20 protein-coding genes and 3 pseudogenes are annotated in these 23,235 nt (G+C 60.3%); 6 read left to right on the plus strand and 17 right to left on the minus strand.

Going from position 1 to position 23,235, the window contains the following annotated elements; translation table 11 throughout:
- Positions 1 to 5: 5 nt before the first annotated feature.
- The 13 genes and pseudogenes from nuoE to ACFX5Q_RS32105 form a co-directional block, all read right to left on the minus strand.
- Positions 6 to 518 carry an NADH-quinone oxidoreductase subunit NuoE gene (gene nuoE / locus ACFX5Q_RS32045; protein WP_404284249.1) on the minus strand — a complete coding sequence of 171 codons (513 nt, stop codon included), beginning with the start codon at positions 516 to 518 and terminating at the stop codon, positions 6 to 8.
- Positions 519 to 535: 17 nt separating this feature from the next.
- Positions 536 to 1,750 (minus strand): NADH dehydrogenase (quinone) subunit D, encoded by a 1,215-nt coding sequence (gene nuoD / locus ACFX5Q_RS32050; RefSeq protein WP_404284250.1) that lies wholly within the window; start codon positions 1,748 to 1,750, stop codon positions 536 to 538.
- Between the two features lie 27 nt (positions 1,751 to 1,777).
- Positions 1,778 to 2,314, minus strand: coding sequence for an NADH-quinone oxidoreductase subunit C (locus tag ACFX5Q_RS32055; protein WP_404284252.1), 537 nt, complete (start codon positions 2,312 to 2,314; stop codon positions 1,778 to 1,780).
- Entirely contained in the window at positions 2,311 to 2,814 is a 504-nt protein-coding gene (locus ACFX5Q_RS32060) for an NADH-quinone oxidoreductase subunit B family protein (protein WP_111547966.1), read from the minus strand. Before ACFX5Q_RS32060 ends, ACFX5Q_RS32055 begins: the two co-directional genes overlap by 4 nt.
- A complete protein-coding gene (locus ACFX5Q_RS32065) occupies positions 2,802 to 3,167 on the minus strand; it encodes an NADH-quinone oxidoreductase subunit A (protein ID WP_120018878.1) in 366 nt (121 codons plus the stop codon). Before ACFX5Q_RS32065 ends, ACFX5Q_RS32060 begins: the two co-directional genes overlap by 13 nt.
- Before the next feature lie 154 nt (positions 3,168 to 3,321).
- Complete coding sequence (locus ACFX5Q_RS32070) at positions 3,322 to 4,761, minus strand: NADH-quinone oxidoreductase subunit N (protein WP_404284254.1); 1,440 nt, start codon at positions 4,759 to 4,761, stop codon at positions 3,322 to 3,324.
- Positions 4,758 to 6,233, minus strand: coding sequence for an NADH-quinone oxidoreductase subunit M (locus ACFX5Q_RS32075; RefSeq protein ID WP_404284255.1), 1,476 nt, complete (start codon positions 6,231 to 6,233; stop codon positions 4,758 to 4,760). The genes ACFX5Q_RS32070 and ACFX5Q_RS32075 overlap by 4 nt, the downstream gene beginning before the upstream one ends.
- An 8-nt stretch (positions 6,234 to 6,241) precedes the next feature.
- On the minus strand, positions 6,242 to 8,002 hold the full coding sequence (locus ACFX5Q_RS32080; RefSeq protein WP_404284257.1) for a Na(+)/H(+) antiporter subunit D: 1,761 nt from the start codon (positions 8,000 to 8,002) through the stop codon (positions 6,242 to 6,244).
- Complete coding sequence (locus tag ACFX5Q_RS32085; protein ID WP_404284258.1) at positions 7,995 to 8,249, minus strand: hypothetical protein; 255 nt, start codon at positions 8,247 to 8,249, stop codon at positions 7,995 to 7,997. The genes ACFX5Q_RS32080 and ACFX5Q_RS32085 overlap by 8 nt, the downstream gene beginning before the upstream one ends.
- Positions 8,246 to 9,709 carry a monovalent cation/H+ antiporter subunit D family protein gene (locus ACFX5Q_RS32090; RefSeq protein ID WP_404284260.1) on the minus strand — a complete coding sequence of 488 codons (1,464 nt, stop codon included), beginning with the start codon at positions 9,707 to 9,709 and terminating at the stop codon, positions 8,246 to 8,248. Before ACFX5Q_RS32090 ends, ACFX5Q_RS32085 begins: the two co-directional genes overlap by 4 nt.
- Positions 9,710 to 9,713: 4 nt before the next feature.
- Positions 9,714 to 10,016: an NADH-quinone oxidoreductase subunit NuoK gene (nuoK, locus tag ACFX5Q_RS32095; protein WP_404284261.1), complete on the minus strand. Its 303-nt coding sequence runs from the start codon at positions 10,014 to 10,016 to the stop codon at positions 9,714 to 9,716.
- Positions 10,016 to 10,516: an NADH-quinone oxidoreductase subunit J gene (locus tag ACFX5Q_RS32100; protein WP_404284263.1), complete on the minus strand. Its 501-nt coding sequence runs from the start codon at positions 10,514 to 10,516 to the stop codon at positions 10,016 to 10,018. The genes nuoK and ACFX5Q_RS32100 overlap by 1 nt, the downstream gene beginning before the upstream one ends.
- Positions 10,517 to 11,808: 1,292 nt before the next feature.
- Positions 11,809 to 12,124 (minus strand): annotated as a pseudogene (locus ACFX5Q_RS32105) (GYD domain-containing protein).
- A gap of 468 nt (positions 12,125 to 12,592) precedes the next feature.
- Between ACFX5Q_RS32105 and ACFX5Q_RS32110 the strand changes: the two are divergent.
- Together ACFX5Q_RS32110 and ACFX5Q_RS32115 are read left to right on the plus strand one after the other, a co-directional pair.
- Positions 12,593 to 13,378 carry a GGDEF domain-containing protein gene (locus tag ACFX5Q_RS32110; RefSeq protein ID WP_404284265.1) on the plus strand — a complete coding sequence of 262 codons (786 nt, stop codon included), beginning with the start codon at positions 12,593 to 12,595 and terminating at the stop codon, positions 13,376 to 13,378.
- Between the two features lie 638 nt (positions 13,379 to 14,016).
- Positions 14,017 to 14,487: a phasin gene (locus ACFX5Q_RS32115; RefSeq protein WP_404284267.1), complete on the plus strand. Its 471-nt coding sequence runs from the start codon at positions 14,017 to 14,019 to the stop codon at positions 14,485 to 14,487.
- Positions 14,488 to 14,807: 320 nt separating this feature from the next.
- On the opposite strand, the pseudogene ACFX5Q_RS32120 reads toward ACFX5Q_RS32115, so the two are convergent.
- Positions 14,808 to 15,050 (minus strand): annotated as a pseudogene (locus tag ACFX5Q_RS32120) (IS66 family transposase zinc-finger binding domain-containing protein); the annotation flags it as partial.
- Between the two features lie 801 nt (positions 15,051 to 15,851).
- On the opposite strand from ACFX5Q_RS32120, the pseudogene ACFX5Q_RS32125 reads away from it, so the two are divergent.
- Both ACFX5Q_RS32125 and ACFX5Q_RS32130 read left to right on the plus strand, forming a co-directional pair.
- Positions 15,852 to 16,835, plus strand: a pseudogene (locus tag ACFX5Q_RS32125) (IS110 family transposase).
- Positions 16,836 to 18,190: 1,355 nt separating this feature from the next.
- On the plus strand, positions 18,191 to 18,448 hold the full coding sequence (locus ACFX5Q_RS32130; protein WP_404284269.1) for a hypothetical protein: 258 nt from the start codon (positions 18,191 to 18,193) through the stop codon (positions 18,446 to 18,448).
- 31 nt (positions 18,449 to 18,479) lie between these two features.
- On the opposite strand, the gene ACFX5Q_RS32135 is transcribed toward ACFX5Q_RS32130, so the two are convergent.
- Together ACFX5Q_RS32135 and ACFX5Q_RS32140 are read right to left on the minus strand one after the other, a co-directional pair.
- Positions 18,480 to 18,689: a cold-shock protein gene (locus ACFX5Q_RS32135; RefSeq protein WP_404284271.1), complete on the minus strand. Its 210-nt coding sequence runs from the start codon at positions 18,687 to 18,689 to the stop codon at positions 18,480 to 18,482.
- Between the two features lie 40 nt (positions 18,690 to 18,729).
- Positions 18,730 to 18,882 carry a hypothetical protein gene (locus ACFX5Q_RS32140; protein ID WP_404284272.1) on the minus strand — a complete coding sequence of 51 codons (153 nt, stop codon included), beginning with the start codon at positions 18,880 to 18,882 and terminating at the stop codon, positions 18,730 to 18,732.
- A gap of 148 nt (positions 18,883 to 19,030) precedes the next feature.
- Here ACFX5Q_RS32140 and ACFX5Q_RS32145 point away from each other — a divergent pair, with 148 nt between their 5' ends.
- Positions 19,031 to 19,378: a hypothetical protein gene (locus ACFX5Q_RS32145; protein ID WP_404284273.1), complete on the plus strand. Its 348-nt coding sequence runs from the start codon at positions 19,031 to 19,033 to the stop codon at positions 19,376 to 19,378.
- A gap of 74 nt (positions 19,379 to 19,452) precedes the next feature.
- Here ACFX5Q_RS32145 and ACFX5Q_RS32150 read toward each other — a convergent pair whose 3' ends face one another.
- Complete coding sequence (locus ACFX5Q_RS32150; protein ID WP_404284275.1) at positions 19,453 to 20,640, minus strand: helix-turn-helix transcriptional regulator; 1,188 nt, start codon at positions 20,638 to 20,640, stop codon at positions 19,453 to 19,455.
- A 567-nt stretch (positions 20,641 to 21,207) separates the two neighbouring features.
- On the opposite strand from ACFX5Q_RS32150, the gene ACFX5Q_RS32155 reads away from it, so the two are divergent.
- On the plus strand, positions 21,208 to 23,235 hold a 2,028-nt coding region (locus ACFX5Q_RS32155; RefSeq protein WP_404284276.1), incomplete at its 3' end, for a calcium-binding protein.

A 23,235-nucleotide genomic window follows, 5' to 3' on the forward strand; every position in this document is an offset into this window, starting at 1 on the left:
GCGCGCTATTCTCCCGGCGGTCCTGCGGCGGCGAGATCGGCGCCAGCCGCCTGCCGCACCGTCGCACGCAGCCTGTCCAGAAGCGCGTCGATCCGCGCGATGTCGAGGTCGCCGTGATAGTCGTCGCCGACCTGCATCACCGGGGCCATCTCGCAAGCGCCGAGGCATTCGACGGTCGAAAGGGTGAACAGCCCGTCCGGCGTCGTACCGCCATTCTTGATCCCCAGCGCAGCCTCTAGGTGCCTCAGCAGGACCTCGGATCGGCACAGCATGCAGGAGACGTTGTCGCAGAGCTGCAGGTGGAACATACCCACCGGCTCGGTATGGAAGAGGGTGTAGAAGGTCGCCAGTTCGTAGACCCAGATCCGCTCGACACCGAGGATGTCGGCGACCTCTTCCAACACCGGGCCGGGCAGATGGCCATGCTCTCCCTGCGCGATCAGAAGCGCGGGCATGATCGCCGAGCGCTGGTCGGGATACCGCGCCGCCGCCTCTTCGATCTTTTCGCGCATGGTCATCGCGTCCAAATCCCCTGCTACTTGTCCACCTCCGCCATCACGGGGTCGAGGCTGCCGAGCACGGCGATCATGTCCGCCAGGTAGCGCGCGTTGGTGACCCCGAACAGTCCCTGAAGGTTGACGAACGACGGTGCCCGCACCTTCATACGGAACGGTTTTTGCGACCCGTCGCTGATGATGTAAAACCCGAGTTCGCCCTTTGGCGCCTCGATCGCCGAATAGACCTCGCCCTTCGGCACTTTGAAGCCATAAGCCGACAGGTCGAAATGCTGGATCAGCGCCTCCATCGAGCAGTGCACCCTGTCCTTGTCCACCGGGAAGGCGATTGTCGGCATGTCGATCTGGAACGGCCCGTCGGGCATATGGTCGAGGCATTGCTCGATGATCCGTACGCTCTCGCGCATTTCCTCGACGCGGCATCGCCAGCGCGCGTAGCAATCGCCTTCATCGCGGGTAATAACGTTGAACGCGAGTCGGTCGTAGATCTCATAGGGCTCGTCGCGGCGGATGTCCCAGTCGACGCCCGAGGCGCGCAGGTTCGGGCCACTTAGGCCCAGATCGATGCCGTCCGCGGCGGAGATCACGCCGATCCCCTGCGTGCGCTTCAGGAACACGCGGTTGTTCTCAAGCAGCCGTTCATAGTCGCGTATCCGGTTCGGGAAGATATCGCAGAACTCCCTGATCTTGGGGAAAAACCCGTCGGGCAGGTCCTCGCGCACACCGCCGACCCGGCAGAAGGAGGTGTGCATGCGCGCCCCGCTGATCATCTCCATTAGGTCCATGATCATTTCGCGCTCGCGCATGGCGTAAAGCAACGCCGTCATGGCGCCCAGGTCCATCGGGAGCGCGCCGATGATCAGGAGATGACCGGAAATCCGCGCCAGTTCGGCCATCAACACGCGGATATATTGTGCGCGGATCGGCGCTTCGATGCCCAGGAGCTTCTCCACTGCAAGCGCGAAGGCCAGGTTGTTCGAGGGCGGGCAGAGGTAGTCGAGCCGGTCGGTCAGCGGGAATATCTGGGTGTAGGTAAAGCTCTCGGCCAGTTTCTCGGTGCCGCGGTGGAGGTAACCGATATGCGGGTCCACGCGTGCGACATATTCGCCGTCCAACTCGAGGACGAGCCGCAGCACCCCATGCGTGCTGGGATGCTGCGGGCCGAGGTTGAGAAGCACCTCCCTGGTGTGGGGCGCATCGGCTTCTGGCAAGCTCAGTTCCGTGACTTCGGTCATCTCAAGTCCCGGTGTGGAACGGCCTCCCTATGGAATGTCCTTGGTGGCAAGGTCGGGCTGTGTCGGCGGCGGGCCTTCGGCGCCAAACGGGTTCAGCTTGTCCTTGTAGCCCCGGAGCGGAAAGTCCTTGCGCTGCGGGAAGCCCTCGAACCCTTCCCACATATAGATCCGGCGCAGGTCGGGGTGGCCCTCGAACCTGATCCCGTACATGTCCCAGGCCTCGCGCTCGTGCCAGTTGGCGGTGCGCCAGACCCCCGTCACCGACGGGACCCGCGGCGGATCGCCGAGGCGGCACTTGATGCGAACGCGCCATTTGTTCGGCAGCGAATAGAGGTGGTACACCGCCTCGTAGCGGGGCATCTCGGGGTAATGATCGACCCCGCAGATGTCGGACAGGAAATCGAACCGCAGCGCCGGGTGTTCCTTGAGGAACCGGCAAAGCTCGACGATCATGTCAGGCGGAACGGCGAAAGCGTGAACCCCATGCGAGAAGCCAAGCTCCTCGATTGCCTCCCCGAAACGTTCCGCGATCAGGGTGCGGATGAGGGACGTCTCCGCGCTCATGGTACCGCGACCCGGTCCAGAGGCGTCCCGGCCAGCGCCCTGGATTTCTTGATCTTCTCCTGAAGCAGAAGGAAGCCGTGCATCAGCGCCTCGGGCCGCGGCGGGCAGCCGGGCACATGCACGTCCACCGGCACGAAGGTCTCCGCCCCCTGCACCACCGCATAGGTGTTGTAGACCCCGCCCGAGATGGCGCAGGTGCCCATGGCGATGACCCAGCGCGGCTCCGGCATCTGGTCATAGAGCCGGCGCACCACGGGCGCGAATTTCCGCGTTATGGTGCCGGCGATGATCATCACGTCGGACTGGCGCGGCGAAGGCCGGAACACCACGCCGAAGCGGTCGAGATCGTAGCGGGCACACCCCGCCGAGATCATCTCGATGGCGCAGCAGGCAATGCCGAAGGTTTCGGGCCACAGCGCCGACCTTCGGCTCCAGCTGATAAGGCTGTCGGCCGTAGTGAACAGCACGCTGTCGCGGATCGCGTTGTTTACGCCTCCCATTCCAGCGCTCCCTTCAGCCAGGCGTAGGCGAAGCCCACGAGAAGCAGCAAAATGAAGATGAACATCTCGACATAGCCGACTAGCCCGATCTCTTTCAGGACAACGGCCCAGGGAAAAAGGAACATCGTCTCGACATCGAAGACGACAAATAGAATTGCGATGATGAAGAACTGCACCCTGAAGCGGCCTCCGGCGGCTTCGCCCGCCGGGTCCATGCCGCATTCATAGGGCATGTTCTTCGCGGGATAGGGATTGGATGGGCGCAGTAGCGAGGAGACAAAAAGCGTAACCATCGCCACCAGAACAATTCCGGCGACCATGAAAAGAACCGGCAGGAACTCCATTCCGGTCACGTCGCGTAGCCCCGGTCACCTACCGAGGGCTTTGCTCAGGCCGCTACCGACCCCTTTGGGACCGGTGATGCGGGCGCCCTGGAAAGCGACTTGGGCATTCCTTTCTTGCACGGCCAGAGTATTCCGTCGGCCGGATCATTGCAAATCCAATCGATCAGCCGCCAACTGCGGCATGTTGAGCAAGCCTCAGAAACCACGCCGGAAATAAGCCGATGCCGATGGTGCCGGCAGCGGTTAAGGCGAGTGTGGCGCCGACCGCGGGCGTCAGCGCCGGGTCGAACGCGCCCTCTGGCTCGCGCATGTAGATCACCATCACGATGCGGATGTAGAAGTAGGCGGCAACGGCGCTCAGCAGCACTGCGATCAGCGCCAGCATGACGAAACCCCGCTCGACGAGTGCGACGAGCACGTAGAACTTGGCGAAGAACCCGGCTGTCGGCGGAATGCCGGCCAACGAGAACAGATAAAGCAGCATCAGAAGCGCCAGCCCGCGATGCGACTTGGCGAAACCAGCGTAGTCCTCGATGACCTCGCCCGAGAAATCGCCGTTCCGCATCATGATGACGATGCCGAAGATGCCGAGGTTCATGAACGCATAGATCAGCAAATAGAGCATCACGCTGGCGACCCCGTCCGCACCGCCGGCCGCCACGCCGAACATGGCGAACCCGGCATGGGCGATGCTGGAATAGGCCAAGAGGCGCTTGAAATTGTCCTGCACCAGCGCCACGAAACTGCCGAGCGCCATCGTCACTGCTGCAATGACCGCGACGATGATCCAGACGTTCGAGGCTGCGACCAGTGGGTTGAGGAACACCCGCAGGATCACAGCGAACGCCGCTGCCTTGGGCCCCACCGACATGAAGGCGGTGATCGTCGTAGGCGCGCCTTCATAGACGTCCGGGACCCACATATGGAACGGCACCGCGCCGACCTTGAATACCAGCCCCGCGACGATAAAAACCACAGCCAGGAGCAATCCGGGATCGAGCGGATCACCGGTCACCGCCGCAGCCATCCTGTCCAACTGCGTCGTGCCGGTGAGCCCGTAGATCAGCGAAACGCCGTAAAGGAAAATCCCGGTCGAGACCCCGCCAAGGATCACGTATTTCAGCGCCGCTTCGTTCGACCGCCGCTGCTGCCGCAGGAAGCCGGTCAACACATAGGTGCAGAGTACCATCAGTTCGAGGCCTACATAGATCGACAGGAGGTCGGTCGCCGAGGCCATGATCATCATTCCCGAAAGCGCCAAGAGCAGCAGTACATAGTATTCACTGCTCCCGATCCCTTCGATCTCGGCATATTTTCGCGAAAGAAGGAATGTCAGAACTGTGACCATGTAGAACACGACCTTGAAGAAGGCCGCGAAGCGGTCGGCGACGAACATGCCCGAGTAGGCCGGCCGCACCTCGCCCGCCAGCATGAGTGTCCCCAGGGCGGCAATCAGCACGACCGCGCCTGAAGCCCAGACAAGGAAATGTTCCTGCCCCTTCCGCACAAACTGCCCCAGGATCAGCAGGATGCAGGCCCCGGTAACCACGACGATCTCGGGCAGGCTCGCCAGAATCGACTGGAAAAGCGCAGCAGCGGTCATTGGGCGCTCCCCTTACCGTGCACCTGCGCTAGTAGATGCTTCACCGAGGCATCGATGATTTCGAGAAAGGGCTTCGGATAGAGCCCGACCCAAAGAACGAAGACGGCTAGCGGCAGGATCGCCGCCATCTCGCGGGCGTTCACGTCGCGGATCTTGAACCGCACGCCGATGCTGGCCGGACCAAGCGCGACTTTCCGATACATGCCAAGCAGATAGACCGCGCCCAGCAAAGCCCCAAGAACGGCAGCGCCGCCGACAGCCAGGCTGGCTGCGAACGCGCCCGACAGCACCAGCAACTCGCCCACGAACGAATTCGTTCCCGGCAGCGCCATCGACGACAGGGCGAACAGCGCAAGAAACGCCGTATAGACCGGCGCCGCCTTCATCAGCCCGCCATAATCCGCGATGCTGCGGGTATGGGTCCGCTCGTAGATAAGGCCCACGAACAGGAACAACGCGCCCGTCGTTATGCCATGATTGAACATTTGCAGGATGCCGCCCTCGAGCCCACGGAGGTTCAGCGTGAAAATCCCCAGCGTCACGAGGCCCATGTGGCTGATGCTGGAATAGGCCACCAGCTTCTTCAGGTCGTCCTGTGCCAGAGCAAGCAACCCACCATAGACGATTGCAAGCGCCGAAAGCGCCAGCATCAGCATCGAATAGTGCACCGACGCCTCCGGCAGCATTGGCAGCGAGAACCGCAGGAACCCGTAGGCGCCCATCTTCAGGAGCACACCGGCGAGGATGATGCTGCCCGCCGTCGGCGCCTGCACATGGGCGTCCGGCAGCCAGGTATGGACCGGGACCATCGGCACCTTGACCGCGAAGGCGATCAGGAAGGCGAAGAACAGCCATGACTGGACCCGGAACGGCAAATCCTGCGCCATCAGGGCACGGATGTCGAAGGTCTCACCACCGTGGAAATAGAGCACGATGACACCGATCAGGAACATGAGGCTGCCTGCCAGCGTATAGAGGAAGAACTTGAACGCTGAATAGACCCGGCCGTCGCCGCCCCAGACGCCGATGATCAGGTACATCGGGATCAGCATCGCCTCCCAGAAGACGTAGAACAGGAACAGGTCGAGCGCACAGAACACCCCCAGCATCAGCGCCTGCATGACCAGCAGACTGACCATGAACTCTTTCACCTTGCGGTCGATCGCAACCCACGAGGCAAGCACGCAGATCCAGCCCAACAGCGCGGTCAGGAACACGAAGAGCGCGCTGATTCCGTCGATACCAAGCGAATAAGTGATCCCGAGCGCGGGCACCCACGGGTGCGTCTCGGTGAACTGCATCTCGTGGGTAGTGGTGTCAAAGCCGGTCAGCATAGTGATGCAGAGTGTGAGGTCGAGGACGGTGACAGCCAGCGCCGTCCAGCGCACCGCATCGTCGTGGTGTAGAAACAACAGCACCGCTGCCCCGGCGACGGGCGTGAACACGATGAGGCTAAGTAGTGGGAGCTCCATCGCGCCCCCTACCGCCACGCTACAGCGAATACGGCGATCCCCGCGATCACACCAGCGATCATCGCCAGCGCGTAATGGGTCACGACGCCGCTTTGGAGCCGCCGCAGCGCCCCACCGCCGAGCAGGATCGCGCGAGCGACGGCGTTCACCAAGGCGTCCACGCCGTGGAGATCGATCCGCAGTCCTGCCCGTGCCATCCCGTGCAGAAGGGGCAGCGCCGCCGTCTCGGACACATCGCTCACCGCCTTCTCGTAGCGCGCCAGCGGTTTTTCGGCGAGCCACATGAAGTGCCGCGCGCCTGTGCGATAGAACCAGTCGGTATCGATGCTGATCGTATTCTCGGGGTCGAGCGCCTTGAGGAACATGACGAAGCCCAAGGCGGTGAACATCAGCACGCCGAGGCTCTCGGTGACATGGACGCCGGTGTAGGGTTCGAAGTCGACCGGATAGGGCAGAAGCGCGTAGAGCGTCTGGGGGAACACCCCGATCGCGATGCAGAGCACCGCTGCCATGCCCATCGCTACCAGCATGTTGCGCGGCGGTTCTCGCGCTTCCAGCCCTTGGTCCGTGCCGAAGAACATGTAGTACGGGAGCTTGAGCCCGGTGTGCAGGAACGTCCCTGACGACGCCATTGTCAGGGCCAGCACCACCAGCGCGCGATGATCCTGTCCGGCGGCGGCCACCACCATCGACTTGGTGACGAAGCCTGAGAAGAACGGGAATGCCGAGATCGCAAAGGCGCCAACCATGTAGAGCGCAAGGGTTACCGGCATGGTTTTGTAGAGCCCTCCGAGTTCGGTGAGCTTGCGCCGCCCGGTGACGTGGATCACCGCCCCCGCGCCCATGAAGAGGAGCGCCTTGTAGAGGATATGCGCGAAGGCATGGCTGACGGCGCCGTTCACCGCCATCTCGGTTCCGATGCCGATGCCCACCACCATGTAGCCCACCTGGCTGACGATGTGATAGGCCAAGAGCCGCCGGCAATCGTTCTCCAGCACAGCGTAGATAACGCCGTAAAGCGCCATCACAGTGCCGAGCCAGACAAGAAGATCGGTCCCCGGAAACGCCCGCGCCAGCACATAGACGGCGGTCTTCGTGGTGAAGGCGCTCATGAATACGGCCCCGGTGACGGTCGCTTCCGGGTAGGCGTCAGTCAGCCAGGCGTTGAGTGGCGGCACCGCGGCGTTGAGTATGAACCCGGCAAGGATCAGGCAGGTGGCGAAGCCCAGCCCTCCCTCGATCGGGCCGAAGAGCAGCGAACCGGTGGCGAACCCATGGAGAATGATGCCGCCGAGCAGGGCAACGCTGCCGGTGATATGGACCATGAGGTAGCGGAACCCTGCGCGGAACGCCTGCTCGCTGCGCTGGGCAAAGACCAGGTAGGCAGAGGCAAACGTCATACCTTCCCAGAACATGAACAGAGTCAGGTAGTCGCCGGCGAACACCACTCCGAGCGCGCTGCCGCCGTAGACGAACGCCGCCACATGCTGGCCGGCGCGCGTCAGGTGCAACGCGTAGACCATCCCGAACAGCGCCATGATGGTGAAAACGGTAGCGAAAACGATGCTCAGCTTGTCGACTTTCGCGATCAGGATTTCCTGCCCGATGAATCGCGCCGCGCCGTAGCTGCCAGGCTGCATCGTGAGCACGGCGAGGATCGCCAGCGTTGGGATCAGCAGCACATAGGCCTTGCGGACAGACCCCTTCAGGAAGGGGATCGGAAGAGCGCCGAGAATGAACAGTAGGCCGGGATGGGCGAAGTCAGTCATAATAGTCCTCGCGCCGCATGAGCCCACCCTGATGGCCGAGGAACTTGGCAACGAAAATCAGAAGCACGCAGGAGCCGAAGCCGTAGACGGCGGACCAGCCAGGCAGGCGGTCCCACAGGTATTCGGCGTGTTCGCGGGAGACCAGAAAGTCGGCGACGACGATCAGAACGAGCACCAGATAGAACAGCCGGTGGCGCTGGGTCACATATTTTCCGTCACCAAAGAAATCGACGACGCGCTTGATCATCTGACGACTCTTTCCGCCAGGGCGAGGAAATAATCCGGGAAGATGCCCATCGACACCGACAGGATGGCGGTCGCGACCAGCGGGATCGTCAACATCGGAATTTCACGAACGGTCGTCGGGAATTCCTGCGCTTCCTTCCCGAAAAAAGCGACATAGCTGACCGGCAGGAAATAGGCGGCGTTCAGGACCGAACTTACCAAGAGCACGATAAGGAACGAGGTCTCCCCGGCCTCCACCGAGCCGAGCGCCAGATACCACTTGCTGATGAAGCCCGCAGTCGGCGGCACCCCGATCATGCTGAGCGAGCCAACGAAGAACGCCCCCATCGTCCAGGGCAGCCTGCGGCCGATGCCGGCCATATCGCTGATATTCCGCTTGCCAGACGCGCAATAGATCGACCCGGCGCAGAAAAAGAGCGTGATCTTCGAGAATGCATGCGCCGCGATGTGGATGATCCCCCCGACCATCGCGACGGGCGACAGCAGAACCGCGCCCAGCACGATGTAGGAGAGTTGGCTGACCGTCGAGTAGGCGAGCCGTGCCTTCAGGTCGTCCCGCGTCAGGGCGTAGATGGACGCCATCAGGATCGTGAACGAGACCACATAGGCCGTGGCGATGCCGAGCCCCAGCCCGCCCACCAGCCCTGCGCCGAAGACGTGGAACACCACACGCAGCACGCAGAACACACCCATCTTGACGACGGCCACCGCATGCAAGAGCGCGCTAACCGGTGTCGGCGCCACCATCGCGGCAGGCAGCCAGGCGTGCATCGGCATCACCGCGGCCTTGGCGAAGCCGAAGAGATAGCAGAAATAGACGACGGTCAGCAGCGGCGCCGAGGCGTCGACCCCCGCCAATAGCCCCCCCGCCACAAAGTCGAGCGACCCCGCAATCTGGTAAGTCAGCGCCAGCGCGGCGAGAAGCACGCTTTTCGACGCGCCCATCAAATAGACGAGGTACTTGCGGCTGCCCGTCCATCCCTCCTCGTCCTCGTGGTGGTAGACAAGCGGATAGGTAACGAGGCTCAGCAGCTCGTAGAAGATCACCAACGTGAACAAATTGGCGGCAAAGGCGCCCCCGGCGGCTGCCGCGAGGCTGGCGGCGAAGCAGGCGAAGAAACGGGTCTGCGCATGCTCATTCAAGTGCCGCATGTAGCCGATGGAATAGATCGACGCCACGATCCACAGCAGCGACGAGACGGTGGCAAACACCATGCCGAGCGCATCGACACGGAACGCGAAGTCGATCCCCGGCAGAATCTCGAACAGGCGCAAATCGACTGTCCCGCCCGCCAGCACCGTGGGCGCCATTGAGGCGACAATTGCGAACATGGCGATCGCGGCCAACGGCGAGACGGCATCGCGAAGTTTCTCGCGTTTGTTTAGAAGGAGAACTGCAAGGGCCGCCAGACCTGCGACGGCAACGGCAAGCAGCGGCCGGATCGATATCACCGGGTCCAAGCCGCTATCCTTTCATCATGGTCACTTCGTCGACCTTGAGGGTGGACGTGTTCCTCGTGAGGGCGACCAAGATGCCGAGGGCAACGGCAACCTCCGCAGCAGTGATTGCGATGACGAAGATTGCGAAAATCTGCCCGCGGAAGTCGTCGTAGTAATGCCCAAAAGCGATGAAATTGATGTTGACCGAGTTAAGCAGCAGTTCCAGCGACATCAGCACGACCAGGATATTGCGTCTGAGCAGTACGCCCGCCGCACCGATCACGAACAGGACCACTCCGAGCACGATATACCACCAGAGCGGCACCATCACTGCGGCTCCTTCCGCGCCAGCACGATGGCGCCCACCAGGGCCGCCAGCAGGATGACGGAGGCGACTTCAAACGGCAGGAGATAGTCGGCGAAAAGCGTCGTGCTGAGCTGCCTGACCTCACCGCCGGTGCGCATTGCGACGGGCTCCGCGACCGAAAAGCGGTCGCTCCTGAGCACCAGTACAAGCATCTCGACCCCAAGCAGGACGAGCAGCACCAAAACAGGCAGGTTGCTGCCCGGCAAGAACCGCTGCAACACCGCTTCGCGCACATCAATCATCATGATCACGAATAGGAAGAGGACCATGATCGCGCCGACATAGACGAAAATTTGGATGACCGCGAGCAACGGCGCCTCGAGCAAGACGAAGATCGCCGATATCTGCAGGAAACACGCCATCAGCGCCAATGCGCTGTGAACTGGATTCCGCGCCAGGACCAAGGTCAAGGCCGTGACCACGGACGCCGCAGCGAACAGAAGAAAGAACCCCTGATCCATCGACGCCGCTCCTCCGACGCAAACTGTCACGCGACGCGACAGGCCGGACTTGAGATAGCTGTCCACTTCCGTACACAAATTGTGCCCGAGTATCGGATTTTTCACAAGATTATCGTGGTTTAGTGCTGTGCTAAACTCACTACTCATATTTGAGAGAGAAGCGCGCCAGCTCAATTTCTGGGTTGCCTCGGAAGAGTTGGGTGTCACTCAGAGTGCTGTTGCCCGACAAACACTAGGCTTGGAAGAGGCGCTGACATCAACGGTTTGCCAGGCATGGCGGGCGCTCATCGCGCGGCAGTGGCGCACCTTCGTCGTTCAATCTGATGGCCGTGAACCTCGCGCAAGCCTTCGCTTGCATTCGCACAAGTCGATTGCGGCGAGGGCCATACGGAACAATGCGGGAATTTGAGAATCCTGGCCCACGAAAAAGCCAATTAAATCAACGTTCTTGATATATCCTCCGGGCCCCACCACGGCTCAGTTCGCTAAAACGCGTCGCGTTTAGACGGCCTCAGACGGCCTCTTACGACGCGCCTTAAGTTCTTGTTTTTATGCATGTCGTTATCCCAAAACCGCTGCGCGCTCTTTGGGCGACATGTACTAGCACTCGATCTCCCGCCAAGTCCCATACTGTGGAGTACGAGCGCCAGGGCAACGGCTGCCCCTTCACATCATCGAGACACAACTTGTGAACTCAAGGCTACTTTTGAGTGGGATGCTCCGTTGATTTCATTGGGAAATTCCGCCCGGGAGCGCCACCACCGAAGGGAAGATTTATTATATATTTCAGTTTGTTAATCAGAAGTTGGTAGCGGGAGACCGCTACATCGCCAAACCCACTATCGAGGAAGCGGTGTTTTCCTATCGGCGACGGTCCGAGTAAACGTCGCCCAGCACCAATCTTCTCGAGGACGCGAGGTGTCGAAAGGTATCCAGTTGGGCTGGGGTTCTTGGAAGCTTTTCGAACTTTCTGCCTTGCACCGCCAGCCGAATTGCGTGTGCTTATGAAAGAGATTGGAACATCAGGACACGCTGTGAGACGAGCTTGATCAACGCACTTGCTCTGGAGCTGAAAACCCCTCGCGGTTCATCGTAGCGAAATCCATCCAGGTGTCGCGGTTCGCTTGCTTGGCCGGGGGTTCGGCGCACGCCAGTCGATACCTTCGATGAGCATGGCCAACTGCGCCGGCGTCAGGATCACAGGCCGCCGGCCTCCGCCAGGGCAGGGCCAGACCGACCGCAATGCCAAGGCCTATGGCGAGTCCTGTGACGAGATTGCCGCTCTGGGCCGCCTATGATCCCGGCGGGCGATACCGGATCGACTTCGTCTTCCCAAGAGCCTCCATCGTCTCTTCGACGCTTAGGAGGACGGTGGTCTCGTACGAGCTGAGCGCTCCCCCCGCACCGATGGCAAGTACGACGGATGCCATCGACACGATGTCTGGCGCCTCCCACAGATTCCAACCATCATGCTCTCCGAAGGCGTACCAGAACCCGTGCAGCTTTCCGGATGTACGAACGGGCCGCCTCGCGTCGATCCTCGGGGTTTTCGATCAAACGCGCCCAGGTCTGGGGCGTATAGCTGAACCGAGAGAGATACATAGGCATGGTCGCCTCCGGGGTCGCCGCTTAAACTGCTTACAGGGTAGGTTCACGGCTGACGAAATATGCGCTCAAGCTAATTTAAGCGCAATATCATACCCGCTTCGGCATCCAGGCTATGCATTGTTCGAGGCGTTCCAACTGAGCTTTCTGCGAACGAAGTTCGTGACCAACGTTTTGCAATTTGGATTTGCCTTTGGAAGCGGCCGCATTGATCAGTTCGCATTCAAGCTGAGCGATTCGATCTCGCACCTGCTGAGCTTCAACCTGCCGTATATCTCTAATCCAACCTGGGCCACGCATATTCAACGATCACCGTTCGTGCAGCAGAGGCGTAGCATTTGAAAACTAACGCCGGCAGATTCGAAAAACTCGAATTTTAACCATCGCAAAAATCACCGCCCTCATCGAGGCCAGAATAATCTTAATCGACTTGGTAACGGCCTGTTCAGCGCTAAAGTCTAAAGAAACAATATGACGCCGCGCGCCAAGCGTATTCTGGGAAAATCTTTAGTCGTGACGGCAATAGCTGTCGTTGCGACCTTCGGTCTGTCGTTTACGGCTAGACTTGCGTTGCAGATGCCGATCGACTGGCTGAGTTGGGTGGAATGTACCTTCATTCCCATTCTGATCGGAATGCCGGTCAGTGCCTACATCTTCGCCCAGTCCGAAACGATCCAGGATACATGTGACAAGTTGGAGAAGTCACATACTGCCTTGAGAGAGGCGCACGACAGGCTCACCTTCGTAACCAGCCACGATCAGATGACCGGGCTCCTCAGCCGCGGTGAGTTCATCGCAAGGATGGACAGAAGCCGCGACGAAGGCGAATGCGACACGCTTCTCCTGATCGATCCAGATCACTTCTCCTCGATCAATGACGAGCACGGACATTCCAAGGGCGACGAGACCTTGGTTCGGATCGCGAAGGCGCTCGTCTATACGACACGCCCAGGGGACTCAATTGGCCGCCTTGGTGGGGAAGAGTTTGGGGTCTTGCTACGCAACGTGCGCAAAGAGCAGGCGATTACCATAGCGGAGAACATCCGTCGGCATATTGAGGGGGGTCCCTGGGTCAAAGGGCAACAAAATGGCGTGAGGGTGACTGTCAGCATCGGCGGTGCGGAAATCCCTCATAATGCAGATCCTCAGGATGTCCTCCGTGCTGCGGGGCGGTGCGTACTTAAAGCGAAACAACGTGGACGAAACCGCGTTTCGTTCGACCAGGAGGCAGCCAAGTTGCGAGTCGTGACACCGTAGCCGACCTTGCTTGGGACAGACTGATGGAAAAGGCACTCGGTGGTCTGGTTGTGCTGACAGTTTTAGGCGCGGCGGTGGCCGTTGGCGCGATGTCCGCTACTTCAGCCGCGGTCCTCTACCATGGGCAAAAAGTACCATCAGGCCTGTACGAGTGCCTTTATTTCACCGGAACAGGCATGGATTTGATTTATTCTAAGACAGGCTGCGAGCGGTTTATCACCGTTGTGGTCGCCGTCCCTTGCAAAGATCCATGCCGATCCTGGCACTGGCGGAAAGACCACTTTTTGCCGCTACGGCGGGCCCGCCTCGCCCGTATTCGTAAGATTGTTGTAGACCAAAGGTGCTCTATTGCCAGCGCTGTCGCGAGGCGGGCCGCGAGGACCGCAACCTGACTCTCAAGAAAGACAGTTTTTGATTTTCTGGAATTAATCAAAGAATCGGGGAAAAAATCTGAATCTGAATGAGAGGCATGCAGGGGCGCCAGGTTCCGTTCCGCCAGCGATTGTAGGCGCCGCCCTGCCTTCAGCGCTTGGTTACCGCATGGGAAGAAATTCATGGTGCAACGCACAAAAATGTTGCTATTGGGTTGTGTCGGTTTCATAAATGAACGAGGCGTTCTTGGGGGTGTCCACTGAAGGATGGAAACTATGTCCACCGCTGAAAAAACCCCTGATACCATCGAAGGCACCGCGTTACCGACCTTCGATCCGTCCAAGGCTACGGCCGAGTTCCGCGCTGCCGCTGAAAAGGGCGTCGAACAGTCAAAAGAAGTTCTTGCCAAATTCAAGGCGGGCTCTGAAGACGCCCAGAAGGCTCTCGAGTCGAGCTTCGAAACCGCCAAAGCCGTTGGCAGCGATCTGTCGCTGAAAACAATTGCCGTTCTGCGCGCCAATACTGAAGCCGCCTTCTCGCACTTAGAAGCCCTAGTTGCCGTTAAGTCGCCTTCCGAATTCGTTGAACTGCAGACAGCGTTCGTCCGCAAGCAGGTTGAAACGGCCGTCGAGCAGTCCAAGGAACTCCAGGCCGTCACGACCAAAGCCGTCGAGGACGTATCCAAGCCGATTAAGTCCGCCTTCGAGAAGGCGGTCAAGGAACTCAAAGTCGCCTAGCTTTTTCCTCGGGGCGTCGACTTGGTCGCTGGCCGCACCTGATTTGCCGCACCTCCATTTTTCTTTCCCTACTACCTTGCCCTACCACCCCACCCCGAAAGGGGCGGGGTGGTAGGGCGGCTGAACATGTGTGGGTAGTTTGCCGCACTTGCCGCAACACTAATTTTCAGGGTGCGGCAGCACGGCGACGATGTATTTTTGAGCATTCGTTTGCTGTCCGGCCGGGTTTCAATAGTGAAGTGGCCGGCGGCAATCAATGCCTTGAGCATCTGCTCAATGCGTAGCTTGGCACCTTTTTCGTCGGTATCGATGCCGAGAAGTTCTGCCACAACGTCGTGGCGGGCGAAGATTTGCGCCTGCCGATAGAGCGGTGTGTGGTCGCAATACTTGGCTGTCAGCACCTGGATCGGCAGAGCCGGCGCCTGCACCACATTCTCGCAGGTCCGGCAGGCGTATTTGGGACGCGTGGTGCGGATCACGCGCAGCTGCGCCGGAACCCAGTCCAGCATCTCGCTCACGCTTTCGCCAATGAGATGCAGCGCGCCGCCGCAGCAGGCGCAGATCATGTCGAGCGTGTCCGCGAACTGCTACTTGCCTCTAAACGCTGATAAGGCTGTCACTGTGCAAATCCTTGTCGACGAGAGCGGCAAGTCCTTGCGACCGGCGCAGTCGACACTGACATCCCGGTCATGGCTTATGGCCGAATGACGACGGAACATCCCGATCACGGGCCGATCCGCGTCTACTGGCCTCACAATCGGCCACAGGATCACAGCTACGCATCGGCGCAGCCCTACTGATGCTGCGCGAGCCGGTCCATGGGCGCGTTTGCTTCAGCCAACCTGGCCAGCGCTTCTTCGACTTTTCGAGCCGACGCGTCCGTGCGCTTGATGTGCCGCACAACTTGCCGCCTCAGCATCGCGAGCATTTCGGCGCGATATACGTCCCCGTATCTCGCAGTTTCAAGGTGGAGAGTCGCAAGCCGCATGGGCGACGATTCCAATTAGCTAGCAGTAGAATTCGCGAATCTGCCTTTCGTTCCGTTGTCCGACCTTTCGCTGTCTGGCCGGAGGGCCGCGACGAATGATCGTCCTACATATTGCTACACGGACGGATCGGCGGCTTCGGCTTGTATGGAAGTGGCTGGCGCCTAAGGGGAACGTCGGCGAGCGACGTTCGGATCGGCTTGACGGCAGCAGTGGATTGAGCGGCGGCCACACGCCTGGTGAGCAGCGCCGCCGACATTTTGGCGAGCTTCGATTTTATACCCAAGGACTCCTCCCGCGAGACCTACTCCAGCAGTTCATTTCTACCACAGGTGGCGCCGCGCTGCATTTAGATTTGCTAACTCAGGAACGCCGTCAGTGCCGGGGATCGATCTTCGTCAGTCGCTCTCGGGCGTCGATCACACGCCTTTGCTCGGCCCTGATCCGGCCGCACAACGCGAGACTAGAGATCGAGCGCGCCACCGATCAATTGCAGATCGAGCTGAACGCATCGGCCATGGCCGAATGCGAACGGCATGGAACCGAGGTCCGGCTGATGCCACCCGAATATGTAAAGCCCTACGTCAAGTCACACAAAAACGACGATCGGGATGCCGAAGCAATCGCAGAGGCAGCATCGCGGCCGACGATGCGGTTTGTACCTGTGAAGTCGCGGGACCAGTTCGACATCCAAACCTTGCACCGAGCGCGTGAGCGCCTGGTCGGGCAGAGAACAGCGCTCATCAATCAGCTTCGCGGTATTCTCTTTGACCGTGGCATCGTCATTGCAAAGGGCAGGGCAATGCTCGATCGGTGGCTGCGCAACGAGCGGTCCGGAGCATCTGGTCTCAGCACCCGGATGCAACAGCTGATCGTTGAGACGGCAGCCGAACTGGCCAGCATGGACCAGCGGATCAAGCAACTGGATCGCGAATTCGTTTTGCTGGCGCGCTCCAACGAAACGGCAGGCCTGTTGTGCGCGGTGCCCGGCATAGGAGCACTCAATGCGACGGCGCTGGCAGCCGCCATCGGCAATGCGGAAAGCTTCAAAAAGGGCCGTGACCTTGTCGCCTGGTTGGGGCTGGTGCCGCGGCAGATTACGACCGGAGGCAAACCCCGGCTGGTCGGAATCAGCAAGCGGGGCAGCACCTATCTGCGCGTCCTGCTGATCCATGGCCACGTGCGGCGCTGCCGCATCTGGCACGAAAGGACAACGCTTTGGGCGCCTGGCTCCGTGACCTGCTGCAGCGCGCCAAACGCAAATGGGCCGTCGTCGCACTGGCCAACAAGCTGGCGCGTATTGCATGGGCAGTGCTGGCACACCGACAGGCGTATTCTCCGGCAAAGGTGTTTGCCGGCTGATTTTCGAGACAGGCTGGCGCCAGCCCAATCGGCAGCGCCGCCGCATGGAATCTGCGTAAAAAGTTGATCGACGCTCAGCAAACCCGTTGGCAGGCAACGGTCCTTGGCATACCGTGTATCTTGTTGGGGACCTGGGCGTGCGAATGTCCATTTTGGTCGGACGCAGCGCGTCGAGGCCGGATACGTTGGTGCAGACTTTGCGCGATCCCAATCAACCCACTTGCAGCCGGGGCGGGCCATACGTTGCCTGCGGCCGCGCCGATCGAAAGGCGGCCGTACCGCGCCCGATTGCCTGTGACGATGCTCCGTCAGTCCGATGGAAAAGTGCGCCACGACGGTTCGCGCGCTGCCAAAGTGCAGCCGATCAACCCCGTCGCAGAGCGCGGAAGACTGCACGGCGCATCGGAACTCAACGCTCAAAGGCGGCATCGTAGTGCAGAGAATAGATTCGTATATTATCGCACGAAAAGAAAGGAACGACGATGGACGAAAAGTATCGACAAACACGACCGATTAAGACGGCAAGATAAAAAGGCGCGATGTGTCGCGTCGGTCGGTTGTTGTTTTTCAATGGGTTATACGGCGATTTCGCGATGTGCGGACATTGCTCGCACCTCGCAGGACCGCCTGTTTCTCATAGATTTCCGAAGCTTGACGCGATGTGCGTGGTCATGGCCATGAGCGGCTAGGCGTGGAGCCGGGAAGGGGGCACGTCCGGAGGCGACGGTGCCTGGCTCGACAAGCGACTAGCTTGTCAACAAGACGCGGCTCGCTGAGGTAGCCTTCGGGCGCGAGGTCACTGGGTTGATGGCCGACAACATAATCGCCTCGTCGACTCGGCTCGCTGTGACTGCCGATAGGCGGTCCAAACCGCCGGCGCGGCGGCGTCCTCCTTGCTACCCGATGAGGGCCGACGTCGCCAGCGTCGGCCGTAGGAGGGCGGCCGAGCGCAGGCTTGTCTGCTGCGTTTTTCCCTTGCGCACAGCGGGTGGCCAAGATTCGTCGTCCCCTGGAAGCGCACCGTTCGTGGTAAGCCTGCCGGCACGTTCAAGCTTCTATCGCAGCCTTTGTCGAGCGCGGCACTCCTGACCGCGGTGCACATGCTTCGCATCGCCGCAGCCACGCTGGCTGTAGGGCCGACATGGGCTATCCATCCTGACTTGAATGCGCGAACCGTCGTGTTACGGTGCCGTGGTTTCTACGACCGTGAAGGGGAGAGTTCACCGCGTCCAGGATCAAACCGCCGCGCCTTGCTTTTCCATTCCGGCAGCGCTGTCGCCGCATCGACGGTTGCGGCAACGGCTCTCGCCTCAGAACCACCATGACGAGACCGAGAGCCGTCCAACGAACTGCGAGTGCTGATTAAGTCGCACAAGGCAGCATATGCGGCGTTCGGCAAGGCCCACCACGAACTGGGCGGCAGCAGCCGCGACCACTACAGAGCGAGCCGAGAGGAGGAAAGGGCGTTGCTGGCCATCTGCGCCCATCCTGCGGTCAGGGAAGGGGATCGCTTGGCAAAGGCCCGATATCTTTTGGAGATCGAGGCGCGCGGCGAACTCGACCTGGCAGAGCAATTGCAAGCGCTTCTCCGCTCGACGATTTGGAAGGGATAGGACCGACCGCCGCGAGGCCGGTCAGCCTCCATCAGATCACCCGAAGCTCATCGGCTGACGTCTTTCCGGAACGTTTGTCCTGCACCAGTTCGTAACTGATCTTCTGACCATCATTGAGGCCCCGCAGGCCGGAGCGCTCGACGGCAGAAATATGCACGAACACATCCGGGCCGCCCTGGTCAGGCTGAATGAAACCAAAACCCTTTTGCGAATTGAACCATTTTACCGTTCCGGTAGCCATGGAGAGCCCCTTTTCTGACAGGATGGCCGCCTCCCAACCGCTAGCCGTTCAGCGGCAAGGTCAGCAGGCCAAGCATATTCATGACGGCCATCGATTGCCAACATGAAAGCGCACCGGACTCGGAGTGAATGTCTGGAATGCGCCGCAACGCGGCCATTGCGCTGACGATGCTCCAGATCCTGTAAGCGGTCATTGTTCATTGCCGCCCTTGGAGGCCGCTCCGGCACGGAGCGGACGTCCGAACTGACGCAAACGGGCACCTAGAGGGTGGTCATGCGCAGTGACTTCGGCCGCACAGGAGTGTAGCCTGACAAGGCTTTCGCCAGCCCGAAGTTCGCTGTATGCCCCGCTTTCTTGCCGTCTACACGATGAAGCCCGAAGACCTTGCCCGCTTTCGCAGCCTGCCCAAGCCCGAGCAAGATGCGATTGATAGCGTCGGATTGCAGCAGTGGGCGGACTGGGAGGAGAGAAACGCCGCATTCTTCCCTGATCGCGGCGGTATGGTCGGCAGAACGACGCGCGTTACAAAGGACGGCATCGCCGACGCCGTGAACCCTTTCTGCGGCTACATTGTCATCGAGGCCGATACCATCGAGGCTGCCGCCCGCCTGTTTGAGAGCCACCCGCATTTCACCGTCTTCCCGGGAGACGGCGTGGATATCATGCCCTTCCTCACCGACCCACAATGACTTGAAACTCCGGCTGCCGCTTTCTGATGTCAAAAGCCGTCTGTCAGCTCTCGGCCACTTCCTGACTTTCAGTCTCACATGAAGAATACGCCCAGCATCGCCACAAGCTGGCCTTGTCGATGCGTACCGGTCTTGTGGAATATCGATTTCACCCTGTCGCGGGCGGTTTCAAGTTTTATGCCGAGTATGCCGGCTGTCTCGGCCAGGGAATCCCCTTTGGCCAACCGCTCGCAAAACATGATTTCGGAGCGGGTCAGCCCGTACTGTAGGGCAAATGCCGACAAGTCCCCAGGGCCTCGGAGACGAGCATCCAGATCGCGGATAAGGACAAGAACCATCGGTCTGGTGAGAAAGATGGACAGAATGCCGCTTGCAGCTGCCGATATGGCGGGAAGCGGCGCGAACGAAACTTGCCAGCGGCCTTCGATACAGAGAGGGATTTGGTCCAAATTGATGGGCAATCCTTTGGAGAGCGCAACAATTCCATTGCGGAAAAGGTGGTCTGCGCGGGCATTGGAAAGGCACACGCTGCCGTGGCGGAGTACAGCCACTGAACCTGCGGAAAGCATGTCAACCGCCTGCTGGTTCGCATCGCGGAGATGTCTGTCGCTGTCTATGACGAATGCCGCGCAGCAAGCTCGTTCAACCAAGGCGGCCCCCGCCATAGCATCCTCGGTTCGTTTCCTGAGCAAATGTCCAAGGTCGACCGACCTTCGCAGATTGCTTCGTATCCGCTTGAGAACTTCGGCTGCTGCTCGGTCGTACGAGCCGGCCTTGGAAAGCGGATAGTGCATGGGGAGATGAATGACTTCCCGTGGACCGCCATCAATTTTTATGCCGACTGCTGCCTCAATGTCTTTCTGCGGACGGAGCCAGTCATTGTAGAATTCGGTATCAGCGAACAAACGGGCCGGGCAATCTTCTTCGGCGACCAGAACCGTTCCGCTCTCGACGGCCTGCCACAACGGTATCCACGGATTTAACCGGGCATAGTGATCTGCATACGATTTCAGATATCCGGGGTCTATGTTGTAGACGGCCTGAAAATTTAACTTGTTTTCGGCAACATTGTGATTCAGGAGGGAGCACAACGATCCGGGAAATGCTTCCCCCATTACGCGCGGCACCTCGTCCCAGGAACCCACCCCGAACGCCGCGGCATCAATTGCTTCAGCAACCGCGTTGCTTATTGAGGCAACACGTTTCTCATCGTAGATGCCAATCCATTCCCCCGACCTCAATGCTGGGCGATCCTGTCCCATGGGCACGCCTCCCCATCCACTAGGGACAAATCTTTTAATTAGCCTATTCTAATATGAGTAACGTTGGATAGCCACACGTTGTCAGTCGCGCATAAGCCTTTCGGGGAATGCGGGAAGGAAAGTGCGCCGTTCGTTTAGCCGCAGACTTTGCCCTACTGGTCTAAATACAAGATTCGATGCAGTGCTGAAGGTTGCCACGCATCCACATCCAGCCGAAGACGTCGTTGCGAAGTTCCAAGACCCCGTCTGCAATCATTGAGAACTATGAACTGGGCCGACTCCCCCCAAATGGGGGTTTCGTAGCACAGCTGATCGCCGGATTATGCGGATTCAAACGGCAATTTGGCCGGACAACGATGGCGAATGCCAGTTCTGGGTACCCGGGGATGAGCATCTCAAGCGTCAGCACCCTGTACACCGGCTTCAGGCGGTTCCGGATCGCCTTCACTCGGGCTGACGAGAATCGGAAACGCTCCTACCCGCTGGGCAAAGCGCGCTTCTGTCGTTCCAAGCGTAGGGTTTCAATGAACGATTTCCGACTGGATTGAAGTATCCGAGGAGGGTGAAATGGCCGACAAATTCGGAACCAATGGCAACGATGTCATCAATGGCACGGCGGAGGCAGATTTCATCTCTGGCGGCCCGCAGGGCGGGGACCCGGCGCTCGAGATCGGCGACGACGAGATCAACGGCGATGGTGGCAACGACACCATCCTTGGCCTTGGTGGCAACGACACGCTGACTGGGGGCGAAGGCAGCGACACCATCGAGGGCGGCGCCGGCGAAGACGAGCTTTACGGCGGCACCGACGATGACACGATGCTCGGCGGCGATGGTTCGGACGTGTTCCACGGCGGGGCAGGCAATGACACTTTTGACGGCCAGGGCGATTTCGACGACGTCTGGTACGCCGGTGAGGGTGGCCTGCTGGGGGTTACCGTCGATCTGGCTGCAGGTACCGCAACGGACACGTTCGGTGACGCCGACACGCTGACCAGCATTTCCGGCATCGCCGGCTCCGATCTCGCGGACACGCTTCTCGGTGATGGCGAAAACAACATTATCCGTTCCTTCCGCGGCAACGACATCGTCGACGGACGCGACGGCAGCGACGAAGTGCACTATGCCAATGACCAGAATCTGATCTCCGTGACAGTGGACCTGGCCACCGGCACGGCGTTGGAGCTTTATGGCGATGGCACATCCACGGATACGCTCGTCGGGATCGAGCGGATCCGGGGAAGCCTCGGCGGCGATTCACTTACGGGCGACGGCGCAAACAACACAATCCGGGGCATTGCAGGCGACGATTGGATCGATGGCGCCGGCGGCCGCGACATGGCGGATTACAGCCAGGATGCGCGGTACGGTGGCAACCAGGGGGTAACCGTTGATCTGGGCACAGGCAGCGCTATCGACGGATTCGGCGACACCGACACGTTGACAAGTATCGAAGACGTTCGCGGCACCCGTTTCGGCGACACGGTCTACGGCGGCGACCAATCCTTCAGCCAGTACCAAATGGGTGCAGGCAGCGATTTTGTCGACGGCGGCGACGGCGGCGACGCAATCGACTATTCGCGGGACAATGATGGAACAGCCAGCCACGGCGTTTTCGTCAATCTGTCGGACGCCGAGCAGACCTCGTTCCTCGGCACAGCCGGACCGGGCACTGCGATCGACCTCTACGGCGACACCGACACGTTGCAGAACATCGAAGACATCATCGGATCGGAATTCGCCGACGTGCTGGTCGGAGACGGCGAAGGCTACGAGGGCTTCCAGGGTCTTGGCGGCGACGACATTCTTACCGGCGGGTCCGGTGACTCCTGGGCATACTACGACCAGGACATTCATCACGGCGGCAGCAGCGGTGTCACCGTTAACCTTTCGGACCAAGCACAAGGAGGCCAAGCGGCGAACAGCGCGACCGACGGATTCGGCGACACCGATACGCTGGTCAACATCAACAAGGTGCGCGGCACCCAGTTTGCTGACACCGTCTACGGCGGCGACCAATCCTTCAGCCAGTTCCAGATGGGCGCGGGCGGCGATGTCGTCGACGGCGGCGACGGCGAGGATGCGATTGACTATTCGCGTGACAATGAGGAGGGCACCGCGACCCACGGCGTTTTCGTCAATCTGTCGGACGCCGAGCAGACCTCGTTCCTCGGCACAGCCGGACCGGGCACTGCGATCGACCTCTACGGCGACACCGACACGTTGCAGAACATCGAAGACATCATCGGATCGGAATTCGCCGACGTGCTGGTCGGAGACGGCGAAGGCTACGAGGGCTTCCAGGGTCTTGGCGGCGACGACATTCTTACCGGCGGGTCCGGTGACTCCTGGGCATACTACGACCAGGACATTCATCACGGCGGCAGCAGCGGTGTCACCGTTAACCTTTCGGACCAAGCACAAGGAGGCCAAGCGGCGAACAGCGCGACCGACGGATTCGGCGACACCGATACGCTGGTCAACATCAACAAGGTGCGCGGCACCCAGTTTGCTGACACCGTCTACGGCGGCGACCAATCCTTCAGCCAGTTCCAGATGGGCGCGGGCGGCGATGTCGTCGACGGCGGCGACGGC

This window comes from Mesorhizobium sp. IMUNJ 23033 (genome assembly GCF_044778005.1).
GTDB classification, from domain to species: Bacteria; Pseudomonadota; Alphaproteobacteria; order Rhizobiales; family Rhizobiaceae; genus Mesorhizobium; species Mesorhizobium amorphae_A.

What these genes read in the sequence shown, in the direction of transcription:
- ACFX5Q_RS32055 (WP_404284252.1), bottom strand. Translation starts at nt 2,314, where the DNA reads ATGAGCGCGGAGACGTCCCTCATCCGCACCCTGATCGCGGAACGTTTC.
- ACFX5Q_RS32145 (WP_404284273.1), top strand. Translation starts at nt 19,031, where the DNA reads ATGCCCCGCTTTCTTGCCGTCTACACGATGAAGCCCGAAGACCTTGCC.
- nuoK (WP_404284261.1), bottom strand. Translation starts at nt 10,016, where the DNA reads ATGGTGCCGCTCTGGTGGTATATCGTGCTCGGAGTGGTCCTGTTCGTG.
- ACFX5Q_RS32100 (WP_404284263.1), bottom strand. Translation starts at nt 10,516, where the DNA reads ATGGATCAGGGGTTCTTTCTTCTGTTCGCTGCGGCGTCCGTGGTCACG.
- nuoD (WP_404284250.1), bottom strand. Translation starts at nt 1,750, where the DNA reads ATGACCGAAGTCACGGAACTGAGCTTGCCAGAAGCCGATGCGCCCCAC.
- ACFX5Q_RS32150 (WP_404284275.1), bottom strand. Translation starts at nt 20,640, where the DNA reads ATGGGACAGGATCGCCCAGCATTGAGGTCGGGGGAATGGATTGGCATC.
- ACFX5Q_RS32080 (WP_404284257.1), bottom strand. Translation starts at nt 8,002, where the DNA reads ATGACTGACTTCGCCCATCCCGGCCTACTGTTCATTCTCGGCGCTCTT.
- ACFX5Q_RS32070 (WP_404284254.1), bottom strand. Translation starts at nt 4,761, where the DNA reads ATGACCGCTGCTGCGCTTTTCCAGTCGATTCTGGCGAGCCTGCCCGAG.
- ACFX5Q_RS32135 (WP_404284271.1), bottom strand. Translation starts at nt 18,689, where the DNA reads ATGGCTACCGGAACGGTAAAATGGTTCAATTCGCAAAAGGGTTTTGGT.
- ACFX5Q_RS32110 (WP_404284265.1), top strand. Translation starts at nt 12,593, where the DNA reads ATGACGCCGCGCGCCAAGCGTATTCTGGGAAAATCTTTAGTCGTGACG.
- nuoE (WP_404284249.1), bottom strand. Translation starts at nt 518, where the DNA reads ATGACCATGCGCGAAAAGATCGAAGAGGCGGCGGCGCGGTATCCCGAC.
- ACFX5Q_RS32060 (WP_111547966.1), bottom strand. Translation starts at nt 2,814, where the DNA reads ATGGGAGGCGTAAACAACGCGATCCGCGACAGCGTGCTGTTCACTACG.
- ACFX5Q_RS32140 (WP_404284272.1), bottom strand. Translation starts at nt 18,882, where the DNA reads ATGACCGCTTACAGGATCTGGAGCATCGTCAGCGCAATGGCCGCGTTG.
- ACFX5Q_RS32075 (WP_404284255.1), bottom strand. Translation starts at nt 6,233, where the DNA reads ATGGAGCTCCCACTACTTAGCCTCATCGTGTTCACGCCCGTCGCCGGG.
- ACFX5Q_RS32115 (WP_404284267.1), top strand. Translation starts at nt 14,017, where the DNA reads ATGGAAACTATGTCCACCGCTGAAAAAACCCCTGATACCATCGAAGGC.
- ACFX5Q_RS32085 (WP_404284258.1), bottom strand. Translation starts at nt 8,249, where the DNA reads ATGATCAAGCGCGTCGTCGATTTCTTTGGTGACGGAAAATATGTGACC.